Origin of the sequence: Xenorhabdus szentirmaii DSM 16338, from assembly GCF_002632585.1 — a bacterium.
Classification (GTDB): domain Bacteria; phylum Pseudomonadota; class Gammaproteobacteria; order Enterobacterales; family Enterobacteriaceae; genus Xenorhabdus; species Xenorhabdus szentirmaii.
In genome coordinates this window covers 1,759,720-1,781,289 of record NZ_NIBV01000002.1, presented here as the reverse complement: position 1 = coordinate 1,781,289, position 21,570 = coordinate 1,759,720, and the positions used below count along the sequence as shown (strand labels likewise).

Here is a 21,570-nt window from a genome sequence, read left to right as displayed (position 1 = left end):
GGTAATATTGGTGTGTTCGACCATCACCCCTTTAGGCTGGCCCGTTGAGCCGGAAGTATAAATGATATAGGCCAGATGGTGTGGTGTCAGTCCCAATGCCTGTGCATCCGGATTTTCACTGGATTGTGTTGCCAGCAAGGGGTCTTGGCGATCAAGAAGCTTGTCGAGCAAGGTTGTCGGCAATGCCACGTCAGAAAGCGCATCAGCGAGTTTACTCAGCCATTCAGATTGGGTCAGCAGTGCAACGGGCGCTGCATCTTCAAGGGTATAGGCCAGCCGATCGGCAGGATAGGCCGGATCAAGCGGAACATAAGCACCGCCGGCTTTGAGGATTGCCAGCAGGCCGACGACCATTTCCAGGCCGCGTTCAACACAGATGGCGACCCGGGTGTCAGGACGGACACCTTGTTCCATTAAATGGTGTGCCAGCCGGTTGGCGCAGCGGTTCAGTTCACCATAGCTGAGGGTTTGCCCTTCCCATACTACCGCCACCGCGTCAGGCCGGGCTGTAGCCTGAGCCTCAAACAGCTGGTGGATCAGTCTGTCTTGCGGGAAACTCATCCGGGGGCGGTTGAAGCCTGTCAGCAGTTGTTGCCGCTCTGATTCCGGCAGCATTGGCAGCGTTGCCACCGCTTGTGTTTCATTTGTCACCATCGCTGTCAGCACATGGCCCAAATAGCCGACCATGCGTTCAACGGATGAGGAATCGAATAAATCAACGGCATAAGCCAGTTCACCGACCAGACCCCCCTCAGTTTCGGTGAGTGACAGGGTCAAATCAAAGTGGGCGCTATGGTGCTCCTGTTCCATTGGAATGAGTTGCAGATCAGGCAGTGTCAGCGTTTGGGCCGGCATGTTGTTTAACGACAGCATCACTTGGAAGACCGGGCTGTAACTCAGGCTGCGTTCAGGCTGGAGTGCTTCCACCACTTGCTCAAAAGGCAGGTCCTGATTCGCATAGGCAGCAAATGCCTGATCTTTAACGTGCGTCAGAAGGTCTGCCACACTGAGTTCATGGCTGAATCTGATGCGCAAGGCCAGTGTGTTGACGAAGAAACCGATCATTCCCTCAAGTTCATGGTGAGGGCGGTTGGCAACGGGGGTACCGATAACGATATCATCCTGACCACTGAGCCGGGCAAGCACAATGCTCCATGCGCCCAGTACCGTCATGAACAGCGTGGTGTTATGGCGCTGCCCGAGCGCTTTTAGTGGAGCCAGCAAGTCAGCACCAAAACAAACAGGTATCCGGTTACCCACATAGCTATGCACTGCCGGACGCGGACGGTCTGTCGGCAGGGTTAATAACGCCGGTGCTCCTGACAGGGCCTTGCACCAGAAATCGCGCTGAGCTGTCAGGGTGGTTTCTTGCAGCCAGTGACGTTGCCAGACGGCATAATCGGCGTATTGAACGGGCAGTGGTGGTAAGCATGGATCTTGCCCGGTGAGTTCGGCGCTGTAGAGCAGGCCCAGTTCATGCATCAACACCCCGATGGACCAGCCATCAGAAATAATGTGGTGCTGAGTGATCAGCAATATGTGCTCTTCATCGGCCAGTTGCAGCAAATGGCCGCGGATCAGGGGGCCTTGGGTAAAATCAAACGGTGTTTGTGCTTCAAGCACCGTCAGTTCCCCAATGCGGTGAGTCTGTGTTTCGGGTGCCAGTGGCCGCAGATCGTGATAAGACAGGGTAAAACCGGTATCAGCAGGATCAATGTGCTGGCAGGGCTGACCCCCGTTCAATACAAAGCGGGTGCGCAGAATTTCCTGCCGGGCAACTAAACGGTCGAGGGCGCCGGACAACGCAGGGTGGTTGAGTTGCCCGCTCAGGCGCAATGCGGCAGGAATGTGGTAGGCGAGGCTGGCCGCCGGATCGAGCTGGCCCAAGAACCATAACCGTTGCTGGGCAAAGGAGAGAGGCAGCGGTTGATGACGGTCAGCGACGGGAATGGTTGCCTGGGACGTCACGGAAGCGTCGGTTAATGCATGAGCCAGATTTGCCAACAAGGGATGGTCAAACAGTTGTTGCAATGACAACTCTTTTGCCAATACCTGACGTATGCGTGATGCCAGCTGGACGGCAAGCAATGAATGCCCGCCCAGTTCAAAGAAATGATCGTGGCGGCCCACACGCTCCAGCCCCAGCAAGTCTTGCCAAATCCGGGCCAGTGCGATTTCAGTTTCACCGGCAGGGGCTTCGTAATGGCGTGACACGACGGCAGAGGCATCAGGGGCAGGAAGCGCCTGACGGTCGAGCTTGCCGTTGGGGGTCAGCGGGAAACTCTCCAGCATCACAAATGCACTGGGCAGCATATAGTCAGCAAGGTGCTGGGCAAGTTGCTGGCGCAGTTCAGCCGGGATCAATTTCGTTCCGGCCTGTGGCCGCAGATAGGCCACAAGGCGTTTTTGTTCTCCCGTATTGCCGTTTGCCATATCTCCGCGGATCAAGACCAGGGCCTCGCTCACACCGTGACATTGCCGGAGGCGGGTTTCTATTTCCCCCAGCTCAATGCGGAAGCCACGTAACTTCACCTGAGAATCGTTGCGGCTGAGGTATTCGATATTGCCATCCGGCAACCAGCGGCCGAGATCGCCGGTTTTGTACATTCTTGCTTCTGGACCGGGAGAGAACGGATCGGTAAGGAAACGTTCAGCTGTCAGTTCAGGGCGATTCAGATAACCCCGTGCGACACCGTCTCCGGCAATATAAATTTCACCCGCAACGCCAACAGGAACGGGCTGGCCTTTTTCATCCAAAATATAGGCCTGAGTATTGGCGATAGGATGACCAATGGGAATTGACCTTTCAGTTTCATCATTTTCCATCAGAGGGATTTCATAGGCGGTGGCGAAAGTGGTGGTTTCCGTCGGGCCATAAACATGCAGTAAGTGGTCAGGTGAATGTTCAGACCTGAGGCGGATTGCGGCACGGGTATCTGTTTTTTCGCCGCCGAAAAGGATGTAGCGCAGACCGGATAACGCAGGGGCGATTAAATTCGCATATTGGTTGAACAGGGCGGTTGTCAGGAATAACGCACTGGCACCGGCTTTAGTCAGATGCTCACCGAAATCATCAGGCTGCAACAATGATTTTTCGGGGATCAGCAGGATGCGTGCGCCCTGAACCAATGCTCCCCACACCTCCCAAGTGGCGGCGTCGAATGAAACATTGGCGCAGTGGGCGATGCAGTCATTCGGCCCGATATCGGCAAAATTGTTGTTGATGACCAAGCGCAGCACATTGCGATGTTCGACCATCACGCCTTTCGGCTGGCCGGTTGATCCTGACGTATAAATGACATAGGCCAGATGGCGTGACGTTAGCCCCAATGCCTGAATATCCGGGTTTTCGTTCGATTCAGCCGGCAAGAACGCGTCGGGTTCATGAAGGGCATTATCCAGCAAGACCGTTGGCAGGGTTGCCGGCAGAATGCCGGCGAACTTGTCTGCCCATGTTGTCTGGATCAGTAAAGCCATCGGTGCGGCATCCTCAAACATATAGGCCAGCCGCTCAGCCGGATAACTCGGGTCAAGGGGAACATAAGCCCCACCGGCCTTGAGGATTGCCAGCAGGCCAATCACCATTTCGGGGCTGCGCTCGAGGCAGATGGCAACCCGCGCGTCAGGACGCACACCAAGTACAATCAGATGATGGGCCAGACGATTGGCGCGCTGGTTCAGCTCGTTATAGCTTAACCTTTGCCCTTCATGGATGACTGCGGTGGCATCAGGGCGCTGTAAAACCTGATCCTCAACCCGTTGGTGAATCAATGCATCCTGGGGGAAATCCGTCCGGGTGGCATTGAAATCCACCAACAATTTTTGCCGCCCAGTTTCCGGCAAAATGGGGATATCCAGAATCAATTTATTCGGTTCGCAGGTCAGGGCATCGATCAGGCCTTTGATGGCGGTAGCCAGATAGGTTGTGATCTGTTCCGGCACAATGTCAGCGACGGTCAGGGCGGTCAGTTGGAAATCCTGGCCTAAATCATCCACGGACAACGTAATCGGGTAACTGGTCCTCTCTTCCGCGGAGAGCAAACGCACATCTGCCCACATGGCATTAACGGCATCACCGGTCTGGCCTTTGGCTGCCTGGCTATGACGATAATTCAGCAAGGTACTGAACAGCGGCATGGGTTGTGCCACATCACTGCATCGTTGTGCCAGTGCCAGCGGTGCCTGTTCGTGTTCCAGCAGGGCTGTAAGATCCTGGTAAGCCTGTTGCACGGTGTCCCGTGCATTGCGCCCGTTCAGGGAAATGCGGACTGGCAGGGTATTGATGAACATACCCAGAATCCGGTCTGCTCCGGCGCCACCTTGTAAACGTCCCAGCAGGACTGAGCCGAACACAACATCGTTGTGTCCGCTGGTTTGTGCCAGAACCTGAGCCCACGCAACGTGGAACAAGACACTGGGGCTGATGCCTAAATGACGGGCCTGGAGGCGGACCGCATCAGACAGCTCAGAAGGCAGTAAGATCCGGTGTCTTGCGACAGATTGACTGATGCTAGTGGATGTTCCCTGTTTTGGCGCTTCCTTCGGTAGCGTGAATATACCAAAAGGTGCGGTGGGCTCATGAATGCCGGAGAGTTGTTCACGGAAGTAAGCTTCATGCACTGAAGGCGATGCATTCAGGGTCTGGGCAATAAAGTTACGGTAGGGCTGTGTTGCAGGCAGTGCCTGCGCCGTTCCTTGCAATTCAACTCTCTTCAGCCCATTGCCTTTCAGGATCAGCGCCATTTCAGCAAAAATCAGATCCAGCGTGATATGGTCACTGACCAGATGATGAAAACGCAGTGCCAGCAGCCATTCGTCCTGCAAGGTGTCATGAGCGATATCTGCGGTGAACAAGGGGGCCTGATTCAGGTTGATGCGATGCAGGCGCGGATCAGTGTGAGCCTGTAACTGAGACAAAATATCGTCACCTGAATCAGGCATAAATACGTTGACACTTAACGTAGCCTGACGCCAGACTACCTGAACCGGTTGTGCCAGATCCTGCCAGTAAGCCGAGGTTCGCAAGATGTCATGGCGGTCAATCACTTGCTGCAAGGCATTCAGGATACCCTCCAATTGATCACGTGTGTTGAAGGCGAGTAAAACTCGCAGCAAATAGTCGTCACCTTGTGTCTGTAGCAGGTGATGGAACAGGATACCTTCCTGTAAGGGGGCAAGCGGGTAGATATCCTGCACATTGGATGCCCCGCCGGAAACCGTTGCGACGATGGCATCAATTTCTGTCTGGGACAGGGAAACCAGCGGCAGCATATCCGGTGCGATGGCGGTGCAATTGTCCGGGATAAGGTTGGCAGGCACGACAAAAGTATCCGTTTCATGCTGGATAGCCTGCGCCATATCCGCAAGGACTGGGGCGGCAAAGACACTACGTACATCGAGCTGCCGGCCGATACTGCGCAGTTCTTCAATCAGGCTGACAATCATCAGTGAATGCCCGCCCAGCTCAAAGAAGTGGTCGTGGCGGCCAATCAGTTTCACACCCAGAAGTTTTTGCCAGATGTGAGCCAGAGATATTTCTGCTTCCCCGGTTGGGGGTTCGTGATCACGTGACACAATCGCGGATAACGCCGGTTCCGGAAGCGCCTGCTGATCGAGTTTTCCGTTCGGGGTGAGCGGGAACGCATCCAGTGTGACAAATGCACCGGGCAACATGTGCTCAGCAAGATGTCGGGCAAGCTGTTGGCGCAGTTTGGCAGGTTCCAGCCCAGCGCCTGCCTGTGGCAGCAAATAAGCCACCAGACGTTTTTGCTGTGTTTCACGGTCTTCACGCGCCAAAACCACGGCTTCACGGACACCGTGGCACTGTCTGAGGCGAGCTTCAATTTCGCCCAGCTCAATGCGGAAACCCCGCAATTTGATCTGAAAATCATTGCGGCCGAGGTATTCAATATTGCCGTCCGGCAGCCAACGGCCCAAATCGCCGGTTTTGTACATGCGGGCGTCAGGGCTGGTGGAGAAGGGATCGGCCAGGAAGCGTTCAGCAGTCAGCTCAGGACGGTTGAGATAGCCACGGGCTACGCCCGCCCCGGCAATATAGATTTCGCCAATGACACCACGCGGAACAGGCTGCCCGTGGGCATCAAGAATATAGATTTGCGTATTGGCGATAGGGCGGCCAATCGGCGGCGGATTATCTTCTGCATGATGGCAGGAATAGAGTGTGGCACAGACGGTGATTTCCGTCGGGCCATACGCATTGAGCATTTGGCGGTCTTGTGCCCAGCGTTTGACAAGGGTCGGCGGGCAGGCCTCACCGCCCACCAGCAAGGTATGCAGGGTTTCGGGCAGGGAGTCCATGACGGCCAGGGCGGTCGGCGATAAAAGTACATGGCTGATGAGGTTGTCGCTCAAATAGGCGGATAACCTCTCTCCGGGCAGAATATCGGCACGTTTGGCCAAATAGAGGCGGCCTCCTGACTGGAAAGCCATGCAGCATTCCCAAATGCAGGCATCGAAGCTGTTTGACGCGAATTGCAGAATGCGGCTGTCCGGTGTGAGTGCCAGCCTGCTTTGCTGGGTCGTCATCAGATTACACAGATTCTGGTGTTCGATCATCACCCCTTTCGGCTGACCGGTTGAACCTGATGTGTAGATTACGTAAGCCAGATGACGGGGTGTCAGCCCCAAATCCTGAGGGTCAGGATTGTCTGCGGGTTGCGATGCCCAAAGCTGTTCATCGTTATCCAGCAAAACCGTGGAAAAAGTCGTGGAAAGTGCCGTGGAAAGTTTGTCCTTCCATTCGGTTTGGGTCAGCAAAATCACCGGTGCCGCATCGTCAAGCATATAAACCAGTCGTTCAGCCGGATAAGCGGGATCAAGCGGTACATAGGTCCCACCCGCTTTTAGGGTGGCCAGTAAGCCAATCACCATCTGGGGGTTGCGTTCAGTACAGACAGCGACCCGGGAGTCCGGGCGCACACCCTGCGCAATTAAATAGTGTGCCAGACGATTTGCCTGACGATTCAGTTCAGCATAACTGAGTTGTTGCCCCTCAAAGACAACGGCAGTGGCATCAGGACAATGCAACGCCTGAGCCTCAAAAAGCTGGTGGACCAGCGTGCCTTGGGGGAAATCCGCTTGGGTGTCATTGAAATCCACCAGCAGCTGTTGTCGTTCCGATCCCGGCAACATGGGTAATGTTGCAAGGGGTTGAGTTTCATCTGCCGCCATTGCGGTCAGCACATTGACCAAATAGCCGGCCAGACGTTCAGCCGTGGCGGCATCAAAGAGATCGGAAGAATAGGTCAAATCTCCCGTCAGGCCTGATTCGGTTTCAGTCAGGGACAGAATGAGATCGAAATGGGCACTGCGGTGTGCCTGCTCAACCAGGGACAATTGCAGTTCAGGTAACACCGGTTTTTCTGCGGGAGTGTTATTCAGGGCCAGCATAACCTGAAAGATCGGGCTGTAACTCAGGTCACGCTCAGGTTGCAGTGCTTCCACCACCTGTTCAAAGGGCAGATCCTGATGGGTGTAGGCAGCCAGTGCTTGTTGCCGGACGTGGGTGAGCAGGTCAGTGACGTTTTTGGCATGATGGAATTTGACGCGCAACGCCAGCGTGTTGACAAAGAAACCGATCACGCTTTCAAGCTCATGATGCGGTCGGTTGGCAACGGGGGTGCCGATAACGATATCATCCTGACCACTGAGCCGGGCGAGCACAATACTCCATGCGCCCAGTACCGTCATAAACAAAGTGGTGTTATGGCGTTGCCCAAGCGCTTTAAGCGATGCCAGCAAATCAGCCTCAAGGCGAACCGGAATTAAGCCGCCGGCAAAAGATTGTGTTGCCGGACGGGGGCGATCAGTCGGCAATGTCAACAGGGCGGGAGCACCTGCAAGTTGGGCATGCCAGAAATCACGCTGTTCCGTGATGCTGGTTTTCTGTAACTGCTCTCGCTGCCAGAGGGCGTAGTCGGCATACTGAACCGGCAATGGCGCCAGCGGATCTTCACGCCCGTCAAGAGCGGCGCGGTAAAGGACGCTCAGCTCATGCATCAGTATCCCAACCGACCAGCCATCAGAAATAATGTGATGCTGAGTGAGCAGCAATACATGCTCGTTGTCGGCCAGTTGCAGCAAGTGTCCGCGGATCAGGGGGCCTTGGGTAAAATCAAACGGTGTTTGTGCCTCAAGCACCGTCAGTCCCTCAACACGGTGAGTCTGTGTTTCGGGTGCCAATGGCCGCAGATCCTGGTAAGACAGGGTAAAGCCCGTATCAGCAGGATCAATGTGCTGGTAAGGATGACCGGCGACCAACACGAAGCGGGTGCGCAGAATTTCCTGTCGTGCAACCAGGCTGTCCAGCGCCCCGGACAACGCAGAGTGACTGAGCTGACCCGTCAGGCGCAGGGCGATGGGAATGTGGTAGGCCAGACTGGCAGCCTGATCAAGCTGGCTCAGGAACCACAATCGTTGCTGGGCAAAAGATAAAGGCAACCGTTGATCCCGGTCGGCGATGGCGATTGTTATCTGGTCAGTGACTGAGGTTTCCGTGAGCGTTTTGGCTAAATCCAGCAACACAGGGTGGTCAAAGAGTTGCTGTAGGGATAATTCCCGTGCCATATCCTGACGGATATGCGCAATCAACTGAATGGCAAGCAAGGAATGGCCGCCCAATTCAAAGAAATGGTCATGGCGGCCAATGTGTTCCAGTTTCAGTAATTTCTGCCAAATCCGGGCCAGTGCAAGTTCTGTTTCCCCCTCCGGGGCTTCATAGCGCTGCATCACGACGGCGGATGCATCCGGCGCCGGAAGCGCCTGGCGATCCAGTTTGCCGTTCGGTGTCAGCGGGAAATGCGCCAAGATCACAAAAGCACCGGGCAGCATATAGTCGGCAAGATGCTGCGCAAGATATTGGCGCAGCTCAGCGGGGGTCAGTTCAATACCTGTGTGCGGCTGCAAATACGCAACCAGATGTTTCTGGCCTGACTCATCAGGGCGAGCGAGGACAACGGCTTCACGCACACCATGGTGTTCCATCAACTTGGCTTCGATTTCACCCAGTTCGATGCGGAAACCACGTAATTTCACCTGAAAATCATTGCGGCCCAGATATTCAAGATTGCCATCGGGCAGCCAACGGCCCAAATCGCCGGTTTTATACATGCGTTCATTGGCATCCAGAGAGAATGGATCAGCAAGGAAACGTTCAGCCGTCAACTCTGGGCGGTTCAGATAACCACGGGCCACCCCCGCTCCGGCAATGTAAATTTCGCCGGTCACGCCCTGTGGTACAGGCTGACCCTGTGGATCAAGGAGATAAATCCGGGTATTGCCAATCGGGCGACCGATGGGGATGGCATGGATTGCATCAACAGGGGACGTGATCTCATACATCGTCGCAAATGTTGTCGTTTCCGTCGGGCCGTAGGCATTGAGTAAATGTGCCGGTTGTGACTCAGCCTGTTGTACTTGCCGGATTTTCCGTGGATCAATGACATCACCGCCAATAAGCAGGTAACGCAATTGACCGAACAGGGGGGTGAGCGTGTTGAGGTACTCGTTGAACAAACCTGAAGTGAGCCAAAGAGCGGTAACCTGTCCTTGAATTAATGAGTCGCGGAAACGTACCGGATCAAGCAGTTCGGATTGTGAAACCAGATGCAGGCGCCCACCATTGAGCAGGGCCGACCAGATTTCCCATGTTGAGGCATCAAAGGCAATATTGGCGCAATGGGCCACACAATCATCTTGGCCGAGTTCCGCAAAACCGCTGTTGACAATCAGGCGCAGGACATTGCGGTGTTCAACCATCACCCCTTTAGGCAGGCCCGTTGAACCGGAGGTATAGATAACATACGCCAGATGGCGCGATGTCAGTGCCAGTGCCTGCGCGTCCGGGTTATGGGATGGCTGTTCCGGCAGGAACGGTTCATGTGCATCAAGTAAAAATGTGGGTATGGCACTGTCCAGTTTGCCGGCATGTGGCGTTTGGGTGAGCAAAACAACCGGCTCTGCATCCTTGAGGATATGCGCCAGTCGTTCAGCCGGATAAGCCGGATCAAGTGGCAGGTACGCTCCGCCTGCTTTTAAGATCGCCAGCAGGCCGATAATTAAATCCGGGTGACGCTCAAGGCAGATTGCGACGCGGGAATCAGGACGCACACCCAGATCAATTAAATGGTGGGCCAGTCGGTTGGCCCGACCGTTGAGTTCGGCATAACTCAGTGACTGGTTGCCAAATACCAAGGCTGTGGCATGGGGATGCTGTGCTGCCTGAGCTTCGAACAGCTGGTGGATTAACGCATGCTGTGGGAAGTCTGCCTGAGTATCATTGAAATCAGCCAAAAGTTGTTGCCGCTCACTCACCGGCAGAACCGTGATTTCTTGGATCAGCTGTTGTGGTTTGTGTGCCAGCGCGTCGACCAGTCCACGGATGGTGGTTTCCAGATAAGAGATGATGCGTGCAGGATCAATGCTTGTCACAGATTGAGCCGTCAGGCGGAAACCTACGCCGGTATCATCCACAGATAACGTGATCGGGTAATTCGTCCGTTCCTGCGCAGAAATGACACTTATTCCTTCTTGGTGCAGGTCAATCACGTCAGTTTCATTGAGCCGGGTATGACGATAATTGAGCACGGCACTGAACAGCGGCACTGACTGAGGCACATTGCTGCAACGTTGTGCCATGGCCAGGGGGGCCTGTTCATGTTCCAACAGTGTTGTTAGAGTGTGGTAAGTGGCCTGAACAACATCCTGGACAGTGCGATCAGCAAGCGGGATGCGTATTGGCAGGGTATTGATAAACATGCCCATGGTACGGGAAGTCCCGGCGCCGCCCTGTAAACGCCCCAGCAGTACAGAACCAAAGACAACATTGTTGCTGCCGCTGGTTTTTGCCAATACTTGTGCCCATGCAACATGGAACAGGACCCCCGGACTGACGCCCAGATGGCGGGCCTGTGCCCGGACAATCTTCGCCAGGGCGGGTTCTACGGAAAGACGGGCTTCTGCAATGGCTTCGTTCTCATTCTGTATGGACAGTATGCCGAATGGCGCGGTCGGGGTATCAATATCAGCAAGTTGGGCACGGAAATAGGCTTCATGTTTATCTGCCGGCACGCTCAGGAGCTGGGCAATAAAATTGCGGTAAGGCAATGCGGCGGGCAGTGTGTTTGTATTTTCATCTGTTTTTGCATTCCCGTGCTGTATCTGGGCAATTTCGGCAAAAATCAGTTCCAGTGTCATATGGTCACAGACCAGATGATGGAAACGCAGTGCCAGCAGCCATTCTCCCCGTGCCGGATCGTAAGCGGTATCCGCAACAAACAGCGGAGCCTGACTCAGGTCGAGGCGATGCCGGCGCGGATCGGTATGGGCTTTTAGCCGGGACAGAACATCATCGTCTGAGTCAGGAACAAATGTATTGATATTCAGCTGGGCCTGACGCCAAACGACCTGGACAGGCTGAATCAGCCCCTGCCAACAGGTGGCGGTACGCAGAATATCGTGGCGATTGATGACCTGCTGGAAGGCGGACAGGAAGCCGTCAAGGCGCTGACGTGAATCGAAGGCAAGCAGGCACTGCAACAGATAAGTATCTCCCTGAGCCTGCCGCAAGTGATGGTACAGAACGCCTTCCTGCAATGGTGCAAGCGGGTAGATATCTTGTATATTGCCAGCCCCGCCGGGGGTAGCCGCAACAATGGCATCAATTTCAGTCTGGGTGAGCGAGACTAACGGCAGCATGTCGGGAGTAATGGCCGTACAATCGGCAGGAATGCGGTTAGGTGGCACAACGGATGTATCAATGTTCTCTTTAATCGCCCGTGCCATGTCGGACAGGATTGGCGTAGAAAATACACTGCGTATGTCCAGTTTCCAGCCGAAGCTGTACAGCCGTTCAATTAAGCTGACCAGCAACAACGAATGCCCGCCCAGCTCAAAGAAATGATCATGGCGGCTAATCCGATCCCGTTGCAGCAACTCTTGCCAAATCTGCGCCAAAATGATTTCCACCTCATGAAGGGGCTTTTCATAATGGCGGGTGATGACAGCAAACGCATCGGGGGCGGGGAGTGCCTGACGATCAAGTTTCCCGTTGGCTGTCAACGGGAAAGTATCCAGTGTGACAAAGGCACTGGGGAGCATATATTCAGCAAGGTGCTGGGAAAGCTGCCGGCGCAGTTCCGCAGGGATCAGTTCCAGACCGTTTTTAGAGCGCAAATAAGCCACCAGCTGTTTCAGGGCAGCCGGGTTTTCATTCGATGCATCCTCACGGACAATCACCACCGCTTCCTGTACGTTGTGGCAGCGCATCAGCTGAGCCTCGATTTCACCCAGTTCAATGCGGAAGCCCCGGATTTTGACCTGAAAGTCATTGCGGCCCAGGTATTCAATATTGCCATCGGACAGCCAACGGCCCAAATCGCCGGTTTTGTACATGCGTGCGCCGGTCTCTTGGGAGAAGGGATCAACAAGGAAGCGTTCAGCCGTGAGTTCAGGGCGGTTCAGATACCCACGGGCAACCCCTTCTCCGGCAATGTAGATTTCGCCAACAACTCCAATCGGTGCAGGCTGACCGTGACGGTCAAGAATATAAATCCGGGTATTCGCGATGGGCCGGCCGATATGGCTGACGAATCCGGTTTCCGGTGTCATCCGGGTCCAGGTCGAATACGTTGTTGTTTCAGAAGGTCCGTACAGGTTGCATACCTGCTGCACAGCGGTGTGGGTAAATAACCGATCAACAATATGTGATTTCAGGGCTTCACCGGCTAAGTTGACCGCCCGGACACTTGCAGGAACGGCGTTGGACTCAATTAATTGGCTGATGGCAGAAGGCACGGTGTTGATCAGGCTGACAGATTGCTCAGGCACACCTGATTTTTGCGCGATCAATGACAGTACATCAGGCACAAGATGCACTGTGCCGCCAGAAAACAGGGGCGCAAGGCATTCAAACACCGCCAAATCAAAATTCAGTGAAGTGGCAAAAAGCGTATGTGCCAATTCTTCCGGTTTAAATGTGCGTTGTGCCCACGTCAGGAAGTTCACTGTATTGCGGTGGGCAATCGCCACCCCTTTAGGCAGGCCTGTTGAGCCGGAGGTATAAATCGTATACGCCAGATGCTGTGATGTTAACCCAAGCGTCTGGCTGTCAGGATTGTTTGTATCAGAATTGTTTGTATCAGAATTGCGCTCCGGTTGTGCCGCGGTGAACGGCTCTTGGGGATAAAGCACACGGTCAAGCAATACAGTGGAAATGGCGGTGTTCAGCTTATCACTGAGCGCTGTCTGGGTTAGCAGTACGATGGGGTTGGCATCTTCAAGCATATAGGCCAGACGCTCGGTCGGGTAAGCAGGATCGAGCGGAACATAAGCGCCCCCTGCCTTGAGGATGCCGAGTAAACCAATCACCATGTCCGGGCTGCGTTCGACGCAAATTGCAACCCGGGAATCAGGGCACACCCCTTGTTTAATCAAATAGTGGGCCAAGCGATTGGCCTGGCGGTTCAGTTCATCATAACTGAGTGTCCGATCACCGCATACGAGTGCGGTGGCGGAAGGACTCTGCGCCGCCTGAGCTTCGAACAGCTGGTGGATTAGGGCATCGTGCGGGAAATCAGCCTGAGTGTCATTAAACACTGTCAGCAGCCGGTTCCGCTCTGATTCGGGCATGATGGGCAGGAGAGCGACGGCCTGAGTGTCATCTGCCACCATTTCTGCCAGTACATGGGTTAAATAGCCGAGCATACGCTCAGCGGTTTCCGCCTTGAACAGGTCTGTGGCATAGATAAGTTCTCCGGCCAGACCTGATGCGGTTTCTGTCAGGGAAAGTGTGACATCGAAATGGGTACTGCGGTATGCCTGACCCACTGAGGTAAATTGCAGATCGGGTAACTCTGATGTGTGAGCCGGCGTATTATTTAAGATCAGCATGACCTGAAAGATTGGGTTGTAACTCAGGCTACGTTCAGATTGCAGCGCTTCCACCACCTGCTCAAAAGGCAGATTCTGATGGGCATAGGTGGCAAGTGTCTGTTTCCGGATCTGGCGGAGCAGATCAGTGACGGTGTCACTGTCATTGAATCTGACACGCAAGGCCAGTGTATTGACGAAGAAACCAATCAATCCCTCCAGTTCCTGATACGGACGGTTAGCGACCGGCGTACCAATAACGATATCATCCTGACCACTGAGCCGGGCAAGCACAATGCTCCATGCGCCCAGTACCGTCATAAACAGCGTGGTGTTATGGCGTTGCCCAAATGCCTTGAGTGATGCCAGCAAATCGGCATCAAAGCAAACCGGAATCAAGCCACCGGCAAAAGACTGCATTGCCGGACGGGGGAAATCTGTCGGCAGTGTCAGTAAATCGGGAGCGCCTTCAAGCTGGCCATGCCAGAAATTGCGTTGTTCCGTGATGCTGGTTTTCTGTAACTGCTCTCGCTGCCAGAGGGCGTAGTCGGCATACTGAACCGGCAATGGCGCCAGCGGATTTTCCCGACCGTCGAGAGCGGCGTGGTAAAGGGCACTCAGTTCATGCATCAGTACCCCAACCGACCAGCCATCAGAAATCATATGGTGCTGAGTGATCAGCAATACATGTTCTTCATCGGCCAACTGCAACAGTTTTCCACGGATCAGGGGGCCTTGGGTGAAGTCAAACGGTGTTTGTGCCTCAAGCACCGTCAGTTCCTCAACGCGCTGAGTCTGCGTTTCGGGTGCCAGTGAGCGCAGATCTTGGTGAGACAGGGTAAAGCCGCTGTCAGCAGGGGCAATATGTTGGTAAGGATGACCCGCAACGACGGCAAAGCGGGTACGCAGAATTTCATGCCGTGCAACCAGACTGTCCAGTGCACCGGATAAAGCAAGGTGATTGAGCTGGCTTGTCAGGCGCAGGGCGAAAGGAATGTTATAGGCCAGACTGGCAGCCTGATCGATCTGGCACAAGAACCACAATCTTTGTTGGGCAAAAGATAAAGGCAGCTGTTGATTGCGGTCAGCGACGGGGATCGTTATCTGGTTCGTTACCGGGAGTTCCGTGAGTGTTCTGGCTAAGCTCAACAAAACAGGCTGGTCAAAGAGTTGCTGGAGTGACAGCTCCCGTGCCATATCCTGACGGATGTGTGCAATGAGTTGAATGGCAATCAAGGAATGCCCGCCCAGCTCAAAGAAATGGTCATGACGACCCACGCGTTCCAGTTTCAGTAACTTTTGCCAAATCTGGGCCAGTGCGGTTTCTGTTTCCCCTTCCGGGGCTTCATAGCGGTGCATCACGACGGCGGATGCATCCGGTGCCGGAAGCGCCTGACGATCCAGTTTGCCGTTCGGTGTCAGCGGGAAATTTTCCAGAATGACATAAGCACCGGGCAGCATAGAGTCGGAAAGATGCTGGGTCAGGTATTGGCGCAGTTCTGCGGGCGTCAGTTCAATACCTGTGTGCGGCTGCGAATAGGCGACCAGATTTTGCTGGCCGGATTCATCCGGGCGGGCGAGGACGACCGCTTCACGCACGCCGTGGTATTCCATCAATTTAGCTTCGATTTCACCCAGTTCAATGCGGAAACCACGGACCTTGACCTGAAAGTCATTGCGGCCCAGGTATTCGATATTGCCATCCGGCAGCCAGCGACCCAAGTCGCCGGTCTTGTACATGCGGGCGCTTGGGCTTGATGAGAAGGGATCACGCAGGAAACGTTCGTTTGTCAGGTCAGGGCGGTTTAAGTACCCGCGTGCCACACCGGTTCCCCCAATGTGAAGTTCTCCGGTTTCTCCGATGGCAACGGGTTGGTTATACTTATCCAGTATGTAAATCTGGGTATTGGCGATGGGTCGGCCAATCGTTATCTGGCATTGAGGGCGTTCGTTTTCCTGTTTGATGGACAGGTTGGCGGAGGCTGTTGACCAGATTGTGGTTTCCGTTGGCCCGTACAGATTCCAGAGACTGTGGGTTTTGGCTTTCAGACGTTGAGCGAGTTCGTAAGGCAATGCCTCTCCGCCACTGATTGCCTTGATAGTGGTGTCAGCCCAGCCGGAAGCGAGCAATATGCGCCACGCAGAAGGGGTTGCCTGCACGATTTTGATATTGTGGGCGGTGATTAATGTGGCCAGTTTCTGCGGATTTTGGATTGCCTTAGAGGGAGCCAAAACGAGGCGGTTGCCGCTGATCAAAGGAAGATAAAGTTCCAGACCGGCAATGTCAAAGCCGATGGTTGTTGAGGCGAGCATCGTATCATCAGCAGTGATATGCAAGATGCCTTGCATGGAGCAAAGCAGATTCACGACATTGATATGTTCTACCATCACCCCTTTCGGCAACCCTGTTGAACCGGAGGTATAAAGGACATAGGCCAGATGGTGTGGTGTTAACCCCAATTCCGGTATATCAGGATTATCATCCGGTTGCTGTGCCAGCGATGGATTGGGGTCATCAAGCACAATGACTGACGGAAGGGCGGTCATTTGTGATTCAGATTCAGCGATGATCTCGCTGAGTGCATCAAGCTTGTCAGTCTGGGTCAGCACTACGTTGGGGGCTGAATCCTTGAGCATATGGGCCAGACGCTTGGTCGGGTAAGTAGGATCGAGCGGCACATAAGCGCCCCCTGCCTTGAGGATGCCGAGTAAACCAATCACCATATCCGGGCTGCGCTCGACACAAATTGCAACCCGGGAATCAGGGCGCACCCCTTGTGTAATCAAATAATGGGCCAAGCGATTGGCACGGCGGTTCAGTTCATCATAACTGAGTGCCTGATCGCCGAATATGAGTGCGGTCGCTGAAGGGTGCTGTGCCGCCTGAGCTTCGAACAACTGGTGAATTAAGGCATCGTGCGGGAAATCAGCCTGAGTGTCGTTAAATGCTGTCAGTAGCCGGTTCCGCTCTGATCCGGGCATGATGGGCAGGAAAGCAGCGGCCTGAGTATCATCCGCCACCATTTCTGCCAGTACATGGGTTAAATAACCAAGCATACGCTCAGCGGTGGCGGCATCAAACAAATCAATAGCATATTGCAATCCACCCGATACGCCGGCATCGGTTTCAGTCAGCAGCAACATCAAATCGCAATGCGTGGTGTAGTAGGCCTGCTCTTCCCTGGAAATCTGTAAACCAGAGGGCATTTGCTCTTGAATGGGTGTGTTATCCAGCGTCAGCATCACCTGAAAAATGGGACTGTAGCTTAAATTACGCTCAGGTTGCAGTGCTTCCACGACTTGTTCAAAAGGGAGATCCTGATTGGCATAGGCGGCAAGTGCTTGTTTCCGTACCTGTGCCAAAAGATCGGCGACATTCAGTTCATCACTTAATTTGATGCGCAAGGCCAGTGTGTTGATAAAGGGCCCCATAATGCCTTCAAGTTCATGATGGGTACGATTGGCAACGGGTGTGCCGATAACCACATCATCCTGACCACTGAGCCGGGCAAGAACAATGCTCCAGGCTGCCAGCAGGGTCATAAACAGGGTTGTGTGATGGCGCTGCCCAAGTGTCTTCAGTGCTTCCAGTAAACCGGGCCCAAGGCGGAAAGGAAGGTAATGCCCCGCATAAGTTTGTGTTGCCGGACGTGGGCGATCAGTGGGAAGCGATAACAGAGCAGGGGCATCTGTGAGCTGTTCCAGCCAGAATTCTCGCTGGGCCGTGAAAACAGGCGTGGTGAGCGTACTGTCGGACAATAATTCCTTGCGTTGCCAAATGGCATAATCGATGTACTGGACCGGTAAAGGAGGCAAAGGATCATTCTCATCGTTAAGAATGGCATGATAAAGCATGCCCAATTCGCGCACCAGTATGCCGATGGACCAACCATCAGAGATCATATGGTGTTGATTCAGCAGCAAAACATGTTCTGTCTCCGCCAATTGCAACAATTGCCCCCGAATTAACGGGCCTTGTGTTAAATCGAAGGGACGTCGGGATTCGATAACGGCAAATTCTGCAATATGCTCAGCCTGCAAAGCAGGGTCTGATTGGCGCAAATCGTGGCAGGATAACGAAAACCTGGTATCGGCAGGGGCAATGTATTGATAAGGCCGGGCTTGTATTGAGATAAAGCGAGTGCGTAAACTTTCATGACGGGCAACCAGACGATCAAGTGCAGAGATCAGCGCATGGCGATTTAGCTGACCGCTCAGGCGCAATGTCACCGGGATCTGGTAAGCCAAATTCGCCGCCGGATCAAGTTGGCTCAAGAACCACAGGCGTTGTTGGAAAAGAGACAGGGGCTGTGGTTGCCTTCGGTCTGCCGGATGAATAACAATCCGGGAAATTTCGGTTATCTCTGAGAGTACCTGCGCCAACTCCATCAAAATGGGGTTCTCGAAGAGCTGCCGGAGTGACACCACCCGGGCCAGACTTTGGCGCACACGTGCGCAAAGTTGAATGGCAAGCAGAGAATGGCCGCCAAGTTCAAAGAAATGGTCATGGCGGCCAATGCGTTCCACTCCCAGCAGGTCTTGCCAGATTTGTGCCAAAGTCGTTTCGATTTTGCCGGCAGGTGCTTCATAACTGCGGGTTGCCATAGCGGATATATCGGGTGCAGGGAGCGCCTGCCGATTGAGTTTGCCGCTGGGCGTCAACGGGAAAGCATCAAGAATGACAAAGGCACTGGGCAGCATATACTCGGCAAGGTGTCGGGAAAGTTGCTGACGCAATTCGGCCGGCACTAACTTAACCCCATCTTGTGGCAAGAGATAAGCAATCAGTTTCTGGCCCGTATTGCCGTCTGTTCTGGCAACCACCACCGCTTCACGCACACCGTGGCATTGCAGTAACTGAAACTCGATTTCACCCGGTTCAACACGGAATCCCCGCAGTTTGATCTGAAAATCATTGCGGCCTAAGTATTCAATATTGCCGTCGGGCAGCCATCGTCCTAAGTCCCCGGTTTTGTACATGCGGGCGTCCGGGTTTGCGGCGAATGGGTCAGGCAGGAAACGTTCGGCCGTCAGTTCAGGCCGGTTCAGATAACCCCGGGCAACGCCGCTGCCCGCAATATAGATTTCGCCGGTGACACCGGGAGGAACCGGTTGTTTTCCCTGATCAAGAATATAGATTTGGTTGTTGGCAATCGGGCGGCCGATGGGCGGCAGCGCTGCCCAGTGCTCAATATCTTCGTCCAGCGTATAGGTTGTGACGACATGGCTTTCAGTCGGGCCATAGTGATTATGCAACCGGCAATTTCCTGCGTGCTGTAAAAATTGACGAATGGCGGGGGTGATGCGCAGTTGCTCACCGGCAGTCACAATATGGGACAGACAAGAAAAATCATTTTCCGTGCTGTTATTTTTAATACGCTCTGTCGCGGTTTCGGCCAGATTCTGTAAGGCGATGTAGGGAAGAAAAATCCTGTCAATTTGTTTTTGCCGGATCAGGCTGAGAAGTTGATGGGGGTCCTGACGCATCTCTTCATTAATCAGGATCAAACAGCCGCCTTCACCCAGCGTGGTGAAGATTTCCTGAAAGGCGACATCAAATCCCAGTGCGGCGAATTGCAGTGTCCTGCCTGTTCCGGAAGGATGTGATGCGGGACTGTTACCGGAAATGGTTTGGTTGTGCCATTGCAATAGGTTTGATAATGACGACAGCGGCATTTCTACCCCTTTCGGCAAACCCGTTGAACCGGAAGTATAGAGTACGTAGGCCAGATGGTGGGGTGTCAGACCTAATGCCTGTGTATCCGGATTATCATCGGGAAGCAGGGCCAGAGAGGAGGCCGGGTCATTCAGTGCAATTTCATCCAGTGCTATCACTGGCGGGGCGGAGGCCAGCGGGTGCTCAGACGTGCTCATGATGTGGCTCAGCGCATCAAGAAGATCCGTCTGAGTGAGCACTGCCTTGGGTGCCGAGTCCTTGAGTATATGGGCCAGGCGCTCAGCCGGATAGGCTGGATCAAGGGGAACATACGCTCCACCGGCCTTGAGGATAGCCAACAACCCGACCACCATCTCCGGGCTGCGTCCGACATAAATCGCCACCCGCTCATCAGGGCCTATTCCCTGCGCAATCAGATGGTGAGCCAGTCGATTGGCACGCCGGTTCAATTCACCGTAGCTGAGAGTCGTTTCGCCGAATGAGACGGCGGGGGCCTCAGGGCAACGAGCTGCCTGCGCTTCAATCTGTGGGTGTATCAATGCTGGCGGTGGGAAATCCGCCTGAGTGGCATTGAAATTGACCAACAATTGTTGATGCTCTGCGGGTGGCAGGATGGGCAGATGCCGGATTTGGGTGTCAGGGGCGGTTATGGCCGCTTCCATCAGCAGCAGTAAACGGGATTTCAGTGCCTCAATGTCAGCCCGGCTCAAATGATCAGGGGAAAAATTAAACTCAAGGGTGGCCGGTTTATGGATGTCCTCACTGTCAGTAAAGGCGTATTGGTAGAGGGCTACCAGCAGGGGAAACGGTGTGCCGCGTTGTATTTGTGTGTAGCTGAGTGCGGCGTTGGGGATGCCTGCATTCACTTCAACCCATTCGTATGACAGCATAATGTCAAAGAGCTGCGCATGCCCGGTCTTTTGCTGGACTTGTATGTGGCGGTTAATATCGGCGATTGGCATTCGCTGGCGTTTATAACAGCGCCGTAATTCTGCGGCTGCCTTGTTCATGATATCGAGGAAAGTATCATGGGGGGCAAGGGTGACGCCGACCGGAATAACAGATGAAAACATGCCCACCGTGCGTTTTTGTCTGATGTTTTTACGGTTATGCACGGGAATGCCAATCACAATCTCTTCTGCACTGTCTGTACGTGAGAAATGAAGGGTGCGGAAGAAATAGCAAGCCATAACGGCATACATAAAGTGCAGGACAGATAGCCCTTGTGCTGCCACCGTCTCTTCCATGCGCTGAAACAGATCCTTATCCAGTTCCCAGAATAGTGGTTCAGTGGATTCAGGCTGGCTGACTTCAGTGGATAGTGAGGGGGAGATTAATGTGGGGGAGACGTGTTTATAGCGTTCCTGCCAGAACTGCTTGTCTTGTATATAGCGCTGTGAGTTGAGATAGCCACTATCTTCTTGCATAAAGTCGAGATAGGAGGGGGGGATCTCGGTGAATTCTTCACCCCTGAGGAGATGGTTATAAGCATCGGCAATGTATTCGGGGATCAGTTTTAATGTAATAGAATCCCCGATGAGGTGATGGCAAAGGAACTGCCAGTACCAACGCTTATTGCCTACCCGTATCAAGTTAAAGAACCATAGTTCACCGTTTAAATCAAACGGGTGCATGAAGGCATTGCGCAGGAACTTTTTAGTGTGTTCTTCCGCATCGGCGTAGTCTGAAAAGTCATGGATTGTCATTTCCACAGGCACCGTTTTTCTGAACGTTTGCAGTGGGAGTCCCTGAGTTTTTAGGAGTCGTAAACGCAATGCATCATGACGGTCAACAACGGTTTCAAAAGCACGCATCAACAGCGCTTCATCCAACTCTCCCTCAATGAGCACAACTGAACCTATGTTATAGCAAGGGCTGTCCGGTCGGAGTATCTGGTCAAGCCAGACAACTTGCTGAGTTGTGCTGAGAGAAAATTGATCGTGAGAAGACTCCTTATTCATTGAGGAGGGAGCTTCGTTGTTAATACGGTGACATGACATAGACAT

General features: G+C 53.9%; 1 protein-coding gene (only partly in view). It reads right to left on the bottom strand.

The features are described 5' to 3' along the window. Positions 1–21,570, bottom strand: the 5' portion of a protein-coding gene (locus Xsze_RS17590) for a non-ribosomal peptide synthetase (protein WP_099139151.1). Its footprint begins 4,800 nt before the window's first position; only the first 21,570 of its 26,370 coding nucleotides appear in the window; its start codon is at positions 21,568–21,570; the stop codon falls past the left edge of the window.